Below are 12,385 nucleotides of genomic sequence, written 5' to 3' on the forward strand. Positions count from 1 at the left end.
TTCAGCCAACCGGCCGACCCACCCCCGGCCCCTCCCTTTCAGGGAGGGGAGCAGGTTTTGCCGTGTTGCGGGCGCTATGCTGTCGGCGCCGCCCTTCCTTCAGCCCCCCTCCCTGAAAGGGAGGGGTTGGGGGTGGGTCGGCCGCTTGGGATGCACGCCACCAACCCCCAAACATCATTCACCCCAGCGCGCGTGTGAACAAACGTGAGAGGCGGGCGGAGAAGGCGCGGGCGTCGAGCGGGCGCTCCCCGTCGGCGATCTGCGCCTCGTCGAACAGCAGGTGCGCGGCATCCTCCCGCAGTGCCGTCTCGTCCTCACCGAGCGCGGCGAGCTTGGCGATCAACGCCGAGCGCGGGTTGATCTCCAGCACCGGCTTGGCAGCGGGCATCGCCTGGCCGCTCATGGCGAGGATCCGTTCGAGCTGGCGGTCCATGCCGCTATCCGCCGCAACGAGGCAGACGGCGCTGTCGGTCAGACGCTCCGATGCGCGGACTTCCGATACGGCGTCAGCGAGCGTCGTCTTCACAAACGCGATGAAGTCCGCGACTTCGGGCGTGGTGTCGGCCGTCGGCGCGTCGGCGCCGTCGACCAGCGGGATCAGGCTCAGATCGGCGGCTCCCTGCGTGACCGATTTGAACGGCTTGCCGTCGTGATCGATACCCGCCGTCACCCAGAACCCATCGACCGAGTCCGGCAGCAGCAGCACCTCGATCCCGCGGGCGCGGAACCCCTCGAGCTGCGGTGAGGCTTCGAGGCGGTCGAGGTCGGTACCGACCGCGTAGTAGATCGCCGTCTGGTTGTCCTTCATCGCCGCGACATAGTCCGCGACCGAGCGCCAGGCGCCGCCCGACGTCGTGGTCTTGAAGCGGGCGAGCTTGAGCAGCGCGTCGCGCCGTTCGAAATCCTCGTACAATCCTTCCTTCAGGACCGCGCCGAAATTCTCCCAGATCTTGGCGTACGCATCGGCATCGCGCGTCGCGAGCTTGTCGAGTTCGGCCAGCACGCGGCCGGTCACGCCCTTGCGGATCGCGGCGAGCATCGGGCTCTCCTGGATCATCTCGCGCGAGACGTTGAGCGGCAGGTCGGAGGAATCCACCAGCCCGCGCATGAAGCGGAGATAGCGCGGCAGGACTTCGGCGTCGTCGGTGATGAAGACCCGCTTCACGTACAGCTTCATGCGGCCGTTGCGGTCGGGATCGAACAGGTCGAACGGCTTGGCGCCCGGCACATAGGCGAGCACCGAATATTCGTGCAGTCCCTCCGCACGGTAGTGGAGCGTCAGTGCGGGCTCGTCGAACTGGCCGGAGACGCTGCGGTAGAAATCGGCATAGTCCTCGGTGCTGATCTCGGACTTCGGCTTGGTCCAGAGCGCGGCGCCGTCCGCGATGTCGACCGGCTCGGCATCGGGCTTTTCACGCAGCGTGATCGGGACGGGGACATGGCCCGACTGGTCCTTGATCAGCCGCTCGACCGTGTAGCGGTCGGTGAAGGAGGTCGCGTCTTCGAGCAGATGGAGCACGACGCGAGTGCCGCGCGGCGGTGCTTCCGCGGTGTCGACAGGCGCGATCGTGTAGGTGCCGAGGCCGTCCGACGACCAGACCGACGCGGTGTCTGCGCCGGCGCGACGCGAGATCACATCCACCTTCTCGGCGACCATGAACGCGGAATAGAAACCGACGCCGAACTGGCCGATCAACTGCGCACCCTCCGAGCCGGACGAGGCAGCGATGCGGTCCATGAACGCCTTGGTGCCCGACCGCGCGATCGTGCCGAGTGCTTCGCCCATGTCGTCGGCGGTCATGCCGATGCCATTGTCCTCGATCGTCAACGTCCTGGCGTCCGGATCGAGCGTTATCGCGATCTGCGTGCGGGTTTCGTCCCCGAGCAGTTCGGGGGCACTCAACGCCTCGTAACGCAGCTTTTCGCAGGCATCGGCGGCATTCGAGATCAACTCCCGCAGGAACACGGTCTTATCCGAATAGACCGAGTGAACCATCATGTGCAGCAGCCGCGCGACATCCGCCTCGAACGCATGGGTTGCTGGAGCGGACGTCTCGGTGACGGGGGCCTCGGCGGCAGGCGTGGTTTCGTCAGGCGTGGTTTCGTCAGGCGTGGTTTGGATGGTCATAAGATGTGGCAGGTCTCTTGCTGAAACGACTGGTGCGAGAGTTGGCCGGAGGTCGATTGAAATTCAAGAGCCGGGCTTTCCTGCAAGCGCTGCCTCGAAACGGGCGTAGCGGGTTCGGCCGCTGTCAACGAAGATTTCATTTGCGTTACGCCGAGAAGCAATGTTCAATCCGTATCAGCCAGTCAAAAGATGCAACGTGTCGAGATGATGCGCGGAAAGGAACTATCCGTTCTTTCCCGCACCTTGCTCCGCGTCCATCGTGACTGACTAGGGGATGATGATCCTGCGAGGCCGCTGACCGGTTCGACCCGGCGGTGTTTCTGACGTTCGGCAAACCTTTGGGGAGGTTTGCCGCATTCGGGGGCCTCGATGATTACACGCGATACAGCACTTACGCGCCGGACTGTTCTTGGAAGACTTGGCCTGATCGGCGGGCTGGGTGCCACGCTGGGCGCCATGCAGGCGCTGGGACTGACGGGGGGACTGATCGGCACGTCGCATGCCGAAGCGCTCGCGACACTCACGCCGACACTCGGCAAAGGCGTGCATGTCATCGTGCTGGGCGCAGGGATCGCGGGACTGACTGCCGCCTACGAACTCGAACAGGCCGGGTTTCAGGTGACCGTGCTGGAGGCGCGCGACCGGGTCGGCGGACGGGCCTGGACGGTGCGCGACGGCGACAAGATCGAGATGATCGGCGAGGCGACGCAGACCGCCAAATTCTCCGACGGCATCTATTTCAACGCCGGGCCGGCGCGGATCCCGAGTTTTCACCAGGGACTGATCGGCTATGCGAAGAAGTTCGACGTGCCGCTGGAGGTCGAGGTCAATTCGAGCCGCTCGGCCTATGTGATGGGCGAGAACGGCAGCAAGATCCGGATGCGCACCGCGATCAACGACATGCGCGGGCATATCGCCGAACTGTTGGCCAAGGCGCTCAACCAGGGTGCGCTCGACCAGGCGGTGACGGCGGCGGACAAGCAGAAGCTGATGCCGTTCCTGAAGGCATATGGCGATCTCGGCACCGACTATAGTTTTGCCGGCACCGAGAGATCGGGGTTCGGCACGGCGCCGGGGGCGGGCGTCACCTTCTCGTCGGCGGGCAGCGCGGTGGCGCTCGACCAGTTGCTCGCCAACGAACGGCTGCCGATGACGCTGTTCGAGGACAATCTCTACATGCAGGCGACGATGTTCGAGCCTGTCGGGGGTATGGACCGGATCCATGCGGGGTTCGATCGCAACCTGCGCCGTCCTGCGATCCGCGGTGCCGAGGTGACGAAGATCCGCCACACGCAACGCGGCGTCGAGGTGGTGTACCGCGACAAGGCGAGCGAGGTCGTCGATACGGTGAAGGCGGATTACATCATCTGCACGATCCCGTTCCCGGTGCTCGCGACGATCGACACCGATTTCTCGCCCGCGCTGAAGAAGACGATCGCCGGCGTGGTGTACGATCATTCGAACAAGGTGGCGTTCGAGAGCCCGCGGTTCTGGGAACGCGAGCAGATCTATGGCGGCATCTCGTTCGTCGGCGGCCCGACCACGCTGATCTGGTACCCCTCGGCCGGGTTGCATTCGGAGCGGGGCATGTTGCTCGGCTGCTATTCGTCGGGGCCGGCCGCGGCGGAGTTCGCCAAGCGACCGATCGCCGAGCAGATCGCGTTCTCCCGCGGCGTCGTCGACCGGCTGCATCCCGGGCATGGCGCCGATCTCGTCAACGGACTCGCGGTCAACTGGCACAAGATCCCGTACAGCCTGGGGCCCTGGCCCGACTGGAACGCGGGCAGCGCGAACGGTCGGCAGGAAGGGCATATCGACACGCCCGCGTTCCGCCTGCTGCAAAAGCCCGATGGGCGCGTCTATTTCGCCTCCGCCGCGCTCAGCCAGACGCCGGGCTGGCAGGAGGGCGGTATCCAGTCCGCGCAGGGCCAGGTGATGGCGCTGGCCCAACGCGTGGCGGCGCAGGCGAGCATCGAACGCCGAACTCATGCGGCTTGACCGCCGAACTTGCTGAATTCGCGGCGACATGGGACGCGAGATTAAACACTGCGACTGTATTATTTCGAAATAAAGTCGAATCGGTTGCATTCGTCGAGTTTCGCCGCAATCCTTTGATAGTTGGCTACCAACAAGACTGGAGACTATGCTTTGCAATCGTGAATTGCGAGAATGATAGACTGCGTAACGGCGACTGAGATCGTCGTGCGATTGGGAGCGATGTCTGAGCGACGATCATCAATAAGGGGGGATCCTTATGAAGACCGTTACCAGCATTTCACGTGGCGCACTCGCCGTAGCACTCGCAAGCCTGTCGACCGTCGCCGCGCATGCCCAGGCGATCGAAGTCGCCGCCCAGGCCAGCGCGCCGGGCGACGACATCATCGTCACCGGCACCCGCGCGACCGGGATCACCGCCGCCGAAAGCGCTGCACCGATCAAGGTGCTCGACGCCGACCTCATGAGCCATGTCGGCCAGCCGAACCTCAACCAGGTCCTGACACAGCTCGTGCCGTCGTTCACCGCGCAGGCCTTCGGTGGCGATACCGCCAACCTCACGCTGTCGGCTCGGTTGCGCGGGCTGAGTCCGAACCACACGCTCGTGCTGATCAACGGCAAGCGCCGCCACGGCACGTCCAACCTCGCGGTCCTCGGCGGTCCGTATCAGGGCGCGGCGACCGCCGATCTCGACCTAATCACGCCTTCGTCGATCAAGCGCATCGAGGTGCTGGAGGACGGGGCCGCCGCCCAATATGGCTCGGACGCGATCGCCGGCGTCATCAACATCATCCTGAAGGACGACAAGGAGGGCGGCGACGCATCGATGACCGCGGGCGAGCATTACGACACCGGCGGCCGCACGTACGCAGGCAGCCTGCACCTCGCGACCAAGGTCGGCGAGGACGGGTTCATCAACGTCACCGGCTTCTATCGCTACCACGACTTCACGCAGGTCGGCGGGCTCGATCGCCGCGTCACCGACACCAATGGCAACCTGCTGAGCAGCACGACCAGTCCGTCCATCAACGCGGTCCAGCAAAGCCTGTATCCCGGCATGGACGGGTTTCCCTACGTCAACAAGATCAGCGGCGATGCGCAGTCGCGCCTGATCAACCTCCAGTATAACTCGGCCTATGATTTCGGCGGTATCGAGGCGTACAGCTTCGGCACCTATTCGCGCCGCGTCGCCAGCGCCTACGAGAATGTCCGCGTGCCGACCCGCGTCTCGCGCACCGTCGGCGGCGTGACGACCTATTTCGATCCCGACGGCGATACGCCCGCCAACGGCTTCAGCCCGCGCGAGAAGATCCGCGAGGAGGACATGGCGTTCACCGGTGGCGTGCGTGGCACGACCAACGGCTTCCACTACGACCTGTCCAGCACGTTCGGCCAGGACAAGAACGAGATCTACACGATCGATTCGGCGAACGCCTCGCTCTACGCGGATACCGGCTTCACCCCGACGACCTTCTATGACGGGTTCTTCAAGTCGAGCGAACTGACCGTCAACGCGGATATCACGCACGAGATCGAGGCCGGGATGGCGGCCCCGATCAACCTCGCCTTCGGGGGCGAATATCGCAAGAACGTGTATGAAATCGGCGCGGGCGATGCCGCCTCGACCTACAAGGAAGGCGGGCAATCCTATCCCGGGTTCCGCGCCTCGGATGCCGGCGTGAACGGCCGCACCTCGCAGGCGGCCTATGTCGATGTCGCGCTGATGCCGGTCGACGGGCTGAAGGTCGATGTCGCCGGCCGTTACGAGCATTATTCCGATTTCGGCAGCAAGTTCATCTACAAGGGCACGACCCGCTACGACTTCTCGGACGCGTTCGCGCTCCGCGGCACCTTCTCGACCGGCTTCCGTGCACCGACGCTGGCGGAATCCTATTACTCCGCCACCAACGTCTCGCCGACTGCCGCGTTCGTCCAGCTGCCGGCCAATTCGGCGGCCGCCAAGCTGCTCGGCTTCGACAATCTGAAGCCGGAAAAGTCGACCAACTACAGCCTGGGTACGGTCATACGGCCGGCTCCGCGGCTGACGATCACGGTCGATGCCTATCAGGTGAAGATCGAGGATCGGATCCTGGGTACGGGATCGATCTACGGCAGCGGCGGTGCGCGGAATTTCCCGATCGTCACCACCGCGATCCAGGCGAACGGCAACGTCCTCGATTCGACGGTCAGCCAGACCGGCATCAACATCTTCACCAACGGCGCCGACACCCGGACCCGCGGCGTCGACGTGGTCGCGAGCTATGCCAGCGACTTCGGCGATTACGGCAAGGCGACCTGGACGCTGTCGGGCAATTACAACAGGACCAAGATCACCAAGCTCGCTACCGCGCCGGCAGCGCTGGGCAACATCTCGCTGTTCGATGCCGGTGCTCGCGCCAATATCGAAACCGCATCGCCGCGGGTGAAGGTGATCGGGTCGACCTTCTATTCGATCGACAAATTCTCGATGACGCTGCGGGGCACGGTCTACGGAAAGAGTTCGTCCCAATACAGCCCGGACGGCGGGACCTTCTATACGCAGGAGATCGGCACCGCCTTCATCGGCGACGTCGAACTGAACTTCAAGGCGACCGACGACCTCGAGCTGTCGATCGGGGCGAACAACATCTTCAACAAACGCCCGCCGACGATTGACCTCGTACCGGGGACGACCAACAACACGCTGGTCGGCGGCGGCAACCAGCTCGACGCGCCGCTGACTTTCAGCCCGTACGGGATCAACGGCGGCTATTACTATGCGCGCATAAACGTCAGTTTCTGAGAGATCGGACGCGGCGGGACACGTCGCCGCGTCCGAACCATTCGACTTACCGGGAGACATGCATATGAGAATGGCGACAACCCTTACCGCCTTGGCCGTGGCGACCTCGACGATGCTGGCCTTGCCCGGCGCGGCCATGGCCGCCGATGCCAAGTCGGCGATCGTCCGGCACGCCAACACGCCGCCAGGGCTGATCCTCCAGGGGGTCACCGTCCCGGCCGGCGCCAAGATGCTGTACCTGAGCGGGCAGCTCGCCGCACCGATCGACCCGGCCAGCAAGACGCCCCCGGCCCAGTTGACGATCGCGGACTTCGGCGACACCAGGACGCAGACGATCAGCGTGTTCACGAAGATCAAGACGATCCTGGCGGCGCAGGGCTATGCGATGAGCGATATCATCAAGCTGACCGTGTTCGTCGCGGGCGATCCCAAGCTTGGCGGCAAAATGGACTTTGCCGGCATGAACGATGCGTTCAAGATGTTCTTCGGCACGGCGGAGAACCCGAACACGGTCGCGCGCTCGACCGTGCAGGTGGCAGCGCTGGCGGGGCCGGCGTTCCTGGTCGAGATCGAGGCGACCGCGGCGAAATGATGCGTCGGAACGGCGCGAACGCCGTCGACGTTAGTCGGGGAACTGCGTTTCGGCGCCATATCGGGCACGTAACGATTTGACGTCGGTGGCGGTGCGTGGGACGATCGCGGCCATAACGGATCGGAGACTGCCATGCTCGTTCCACCGCTCGTCCACGGCCTCGTCCTCGCACTGGTCATCGGTATCGTCGCGGGGTTGCGTGCGATGATGGCACCTGCCGCAGTCGCCTGGGCCGCGAGCCGGGGAGGCTTGCCGCTGCAGGGAACATGGCTGGCGTTCCTCGGGTGGCGGTTCGCGCCTTGGATCTTCACGCTGCTGGCTGCCGTCGAACTCGTCACCGATCAGCTGCCGTCGACGCCCAGCCGCAAGGTGCCGCAGCAGTTCGCCGCGCGCATCGCCACCGGCGGGTTGTCGGGCGCCGCGATCGGCTACGGCGTCGCCGCACCGTTGCTCGGACTTCTTCTGGGCGTGGTCGGCGCGGTGATCGGGACCTATGGCGGTGCCGCGGTGCGCGCGCGGATGGCGGCGGCGTTCGGTAACGATCGTCCGGCAGCGCTGGTCGAGGATGCGGTCGCGATCCTGGGTGCGGTGCTGGTGGTGTCGTCGCTCTGATGCGTCGGTTCGATGCGATCATCGTCGGCGCAGGGCAGGCCGGACCACCGCTCGTCGGACGGCTGACCGCGGCCGGAATGACCGTCGCGCTCATCGAGCGGAAGCTGGTCGGCGGCACCTGCGTCAATACCGGCTGCATGCCGACCAAGACGCTCGTCGCCAGCGCGTACGCCGCGCATCTGGCGCGCCGGGCCGGGGAGTTCGGCGTGCGGACCGGTGAAGTCGCGATCGACATGCAGGCGGTGGCGGCGCGGGCGCGGAAGGTCGTGATGGACGCGCGGACCGGGAACGAGACGTGGCTGGGGGGGATGGCGGGGCTCACCCTGCTCCGGGGTCATGCGCGGTTTACCGGCCCGGGAACGATCGCGGTCGACGGCGAGGAGCTGACCGCACCGCGCATCTTCCTCAACGTCGGTGGTCGGGCGAGCGTGCCCGACATGCCCGGCGTCGGCGACGTTCCGCATCTCGACAATACCGATATGGTCGCGCTGGGAGCGGTGCCCGAGCATCTTGTGGTCGTCGGCGGGAGCTATATCGGGCTGGAATTCGCGCAGATGTATCGCCGGTTCGGCGCGGCGGTGACGGTGGTCGAGCGCAGCGAGCGGCTGATCGCGCACGAGGATGCCGACGTGTCGGACGCGGTGCGCGCGATCCTGGAGGACGAGGGCGTCACGGTGCGGACCGGGGCGAACTGCATCGCCTTCGCGGCGCACGACGCCGGCGTCGCGGTATCGGTCGATTGCTCGGCGGGCGAGCCGGTGGTGGTCGGCAGTCATGTGTTGCTCGCGGTCGGTCGGCGGCCGAATACCGACGATCTCGGGCTCGACCGCGCCGGGATCGCAACCGATGCGAAGGGCTATGTCATCGTCGACGACTTCCTCCAGACCAACGTGCCGGGCATATGGGCGCTGGGCGACTGCAACGGGCGCGGCGCGTTCACGCATACCGCGTATAACGACTTCGAGATCGTCGCGGCCAACCTGCTCGACGGCGACGATCGGACGCTGAGCCAGCGGCTGGTCGGCTATGCGCTCTATATAGATCCCCCGCTCGGCCGGGTCGGGATGACCCAGGCTGAGGCGGAGAAGATTGGGCGACCGATCCTGGTTTCCAAGAGGCCGATGACCCGCGTCGGGCGCGCGATCGAGAAGGGCGAGACCAAGGGCTTCATGAAGATCGTCGCGGATGCGGAGACGCAGCGGATTCTCGGCGCGGCGATCCTCGGCACTGGCGGGGACGAAGCGATCCACGGCATCCTCGACATGATGAACGCGGACCAGCCGGTGTCGGCGCTGCGCTGGGCGGTGCCGATCCACCCGACCGTGTCCGAACTGATCCCGACGCTGCTGGTCGGGCTCGAGCCGGTGGGCCCACGATGACCCCGAACGACAGCGTCGCCTCGCGCGAGCATCAGATGTTTCCGGTGCTCGACACCGAGCAGATCGAGACGGCCAAGCGGTTCGCGAGCGGTCCCGCGCGAACCTTCGCGGCGGGGGAACAGGTCTACGCGATCGGCGAACTGGGGGCGCCGGCCTGGCTGGTGCTGGCGGGATCGATCGACGTCGTCCGGCGCGACGGGTTGAGCCACGAGGCGGCGATCACCACGCATGGCGCGGGGCAGCTGACCGGGGAGGTCAACCAGCTCGCCGGACGCCCGTCGCTCGCCGGTGGACGCGCCGGCCCCGATGGCTGCACCGCGCTGCCGTTCGATCCGGCGCACCTCCGCGCGCTGATGGTCGGGTCGGCGGATGTCGGCGAGATCGTGATGCGCGCGTTGATCCTCCGCCGCGTCGGGCTGATCGAACAGGGCAGCGGCGGCACGGTGATCGTCGGCGTGCCGGGCAGTCCGGACATCGTCCGGTTGCAGGGGTTCCTCACGCGGTCGGGCTATCCCAACATCGTGCTCGACGCCGCGTCGGACGAGGAGGGACGCGCGCTGGTCGACCGGATCGGCGTGCTGCGCGGCGATCTGCCGCTGGTGGTCTGTCCGAACGGCACGGTGCTCAAGCGGCCGACGGACGTCGAGGTCGCGGCGTGCCTGGGGATCACGCCCGATCTCGATCCGGCGATCGTGTATGACGTCGCGATCGTCGGGGCGGGGCCGGCGGGGCTGGCGGCGGCGGTGTATGCCGCGTCCGAAGGACTGTCGGTCGTGGTGCTCGACGAACGCGCGATCGGTGGGCAGGCGGGGGCGTCCGCGCGGATCGAGAATTACCTGGGGTTTCCGACCGGCATTTCCGGGCAGGCGCTGGCGGGCCGTGCGTTCAACCAGGCGCTGAAATTCGGGGCGGAGATCGCGGTGCCGCTGGAGGTCGCGCGGCTCGACTGCGATGACGCGCGGCCGGCGGACGATCCGCTGGTGCTCGCGCTGCCCGGTGACAAGCGGGTCCGGTCGCGGACGGTGATCGTCGCGTCGGGCGCCCGCTATCGCCGGCCCGACATCCCCGACCTGGCGATGTTCGAGGGCGCAGGCGTGTCCTATTGGGCATCGCCGATCGAGGCGCGACTGTGCGAGGGCGAGGAGGTCGCGCTGGTCGGCGGCGGCAATTCGGCGGGGCAGGCGGTGGTCTTCCTCGCCCCCCGCGTGAAACACCTTCATCTGATCGTGCGACGGCCACTGGCGGCGACGATGTCGAAATACCTGATCGACCGGATCGCCGCGCTGCCCAACGTCACCCTGCATGTCGGCACCGAGATTATCGGTCTCGAAGGCGACCGCGCGACCGGGCTGACGGGGGCAATGTTCCGCCAACCAGACGGCGCGACCAAACCCTGCGCAATGCTTCACCTGTTCCTGTTCATCGGCGCCGATCCCAACGCCGGCTGGCTGCAAGGCTGCGTCGATACCGACGACAAGGGGTTCATCGTCACCGGCAAAGCGGCGCTCGCGTTGCAAACGAGCCGGGCGCGCGTGTTCGCGATCGGCGACGTGCGCGCGGGCTCGACCAAGCGAGTCGCGGCGGCGGTCGGCGAGGGCGCGGCGGTGGTCGCGCAGGTCCATGTCGCGCTGGCCGACTTGGCCGAACGGGAGGCGTCATGAGTAACGGCTGCACGCATAGGGACACGATCCGGTCGGTCACGCCGAGCGCCAAGGGGTGCGAGTAGTGCCTGCGGATCGGGAGCGAGTGGGTCCACTTGCGACTGTGCCGGGCGTGCGGGCATGTCGGCTGCTGCGACGATTCCCTGCACCGCCACGCGACCGCGCATCACCGGGCGACGCAGCACCCGATCATCGAGGGCTATGATCCGCCCGAGGGATGGGGCTGGTGTTTCGTGGACGAGACGATGGTCGACCTGCCCGATCAGACGCCGCAACGGGGGCCTATTCCGCGGTATGGTTAAGGACGGGTAGGCTTAGTTTGCGTCGGTTATCCGCTTGTACCACCACCCCGGCGGAGGCCGGGGCCCAATCGGCAAGGCCGCAATAATGGCGGGCGATCCATTGTTACTACCGTCCCCCAATTGGGCCCCGGCCTGCGCCGGGGTGGTGTTGCTGAGGGTGGCAAGGACCTTCGATCCAACCCCACCCTTAATCACCCTCGCTTGCGTCGCCCGACCCCGACCGCTAGCCGACCTTCATCGGTAAAGGCGTGAGTAAGCGAACATGCGGCATTGGATGATGGGGCTTTTGGCCGTTGTGGCGCTCGCTACCGCGGGATCTGCGCAACAGCCGAACCGCGCAGGACCGAAACCCGGCATCGTACGCGTCCGCTTCGTGACCTCGGAGGGGCCGATACTACTGGCGCTCGACACCCGCCATGCGCCGAAGACGACCGCGAATTTCCTGGCCTATGTCGATGACGGGCGGTTCGACGGGACCGACTTCTACCGCGCGAGCCGTCAGAAATCGTCGCCGAAGCTTGGCTTCATCCAGGGCGGAATCCGCACCGATGCCCGTCGCATCCTGCCGCCGTTCCCGCTCGAGACGACCGCGATGACCGGGATCAAGCATCTCGACGCGACGATCTCGATGGCGCGCGGGATGACCCCGGCGTCGGCGGGCGGCAATTTCTTCATCACCGTCGGCCCGGCGCCGGCGATGGACGCGCGTGCTGGCTATCCGGGCTATGCGGCGTTCGGACACGTCGTCGGGGGGATGGACGTGGTCAAGCGCATCCTCGCCAAGCCGACCGGCGGCGGGATGGATGCGTTCAAGGACCAGATGATTCTGAAGCGCGTCACGCTGGTCAGCGCGCGACGACTGGACGGGGTTGCGAAGCCGACGGGGTTGCCGCGGGCTTGGCTGATCAAGACGAGGCCTGACCGGGAGAAGTGA

The 12,385-nt window shown here is 66.2% G+C and carries 9 protein-coding genes; 8 read left to right on the top strand and 1 reads right to left on the bottom strand.

Features of this window, described 5'->3' with window-relative positions:
- Window positions 1-178 precede the first annotated feature (178 nt).
- Window positions 179-2,128 carry a molecular chaperone HtpG gene (htpG, locus tag NLI89_RS11115; protein WP_302675728.1) on the bottom strand — a complete coding sequence of 650 codons (1,950 nt, stop codon included), beginning with the start codon at window positions 2,126-2,128 and terminating at the stop codon, window positions 179-181.
- A 369-nt stretch (window positions 2,129-2,497) separates the two neighbouring features.
- Here htpG and NLI89_RS11120 point away from each other — a divergent pair, with 369 nt between their 5' ends.
- The 8 genes from NLI89_RS11120 to NLI89_RS11155 all read left to right on the top strand — a co-directional run bounded on the left by NLI89_RS11120 (window position 2,498) and on the right by NLI89_RS11155 (window position 12,385).
- Window positions 2,498-4,126: a flavin monoamine oxidase family protein gene (locus tag NLI89_RS11120; RefSeq protein ID WP_254687124.1), complete on the top strand. Its 1,629-nt coding sequence runs from the start codon at window positions 2,498-2,500 to the stop codon at window positions 4,124-4,126.
- A 256-nt stretch (window positions 4,127-4,382) separates the two neighbouring features.
- Window positions 4,383-6,905 (top strand): TonB-dependent receptor plug domain-containing protein, encoded by a 2,523-nt coding sequence (locus tag NLI89_RS11125; protein ID WP_254687125.1) that lies wholly within the window; start codon window positions 4,383-4,385, stop codon window positions 6,903-6,905.
- A 70-nt stretch (window positions 6,906-6,975) separates the two neighbouring features.
- On the top strand, window positions 6,976-7,497 hold the full coding sequence (locus NLI89_RS11130) for a RidA family protein (RefSeq protein WP_368077272.1): 522 nt from the start codon (window positions 6,976-6,978) through the stop codon (window positions 7,495-7,497).
- A gap of 132 nt (window positions 7,498-7,629) precedes the next feature.
- Window positions 7,630-8,109, top strand: a complete 480-nt coding sequence (locus NLI89_RS11135; protein WP_254687126.1) for a DUF4126 domain-containing protein — start codon at window positions 7,630-7,632, stop codon at window positions 8,107-8,109.
- Complete coding sequence (locus NLI89_RS11140; protein WP_254687155.1) at window positions 8,106-9,488, top strand: FAD-containing oxidoreductase; 1,383 nt, start codon at window positions 8,106-8,108, stop codon at window positions 9,486-9,488. The genes NLI89_RS11135 and NLI89_RS11140 overlap by 4 nt, the downstream gene beginning before the upstream one ends.
- Window positions 9,485-11,149 (top strand): FAD-dependent oxidoreductase, encoded by a 1,665-nt coding sequence (locus tag NLI89_RS11145; RefSeq protein ID WP_254687127.1) that lies wholly within the window; start codon window positions 9,485-9,487, stop codon window positions 11,147-11,149. The genes NLI89_RS11140 and NLI89_RS11145 overlap by 4 nt, the downstream gene beginning before the upstream one ends.
- A 95-nt stretch (window positions 11,150-11,244) precedes the next feature.
- Window positions 11,245-11,451 (top strand): UBP-type zinc finger domain-containing protein, encoded by a 207-nt coding sequence (locus NLI89_RS11150; RefSeq protein WP_254687128.1) that lies wholly within the window; start codon window positions 11,245-11,247, stop codon window positions 11,449-11,451.
- 262 nt (window positions 11,452-11,713) lie between these two features.
- Window positions 11,714-12,385 carry a peptidylprolyl isomerase gene (locus tag NLI89_RS11155; RefSeq protein WP_254687129.1) on the top strand — a complete coding sequence of 224 codons (672 nt, stop codon included), beginning with the start codon at window positions 11,714-11,716 and terminating at the stop codon, window positions 12,383-12,385.

This window comes from Sphingomonas faeni (assembly GCF_024273235.1).
Lineage (GTDB): Bacteria > Pseudomonadota > Alphaproteobacteria > Sphingomonadales > Sphingomonadaceae > Sphingomonas > Sphingomonas faeni_A.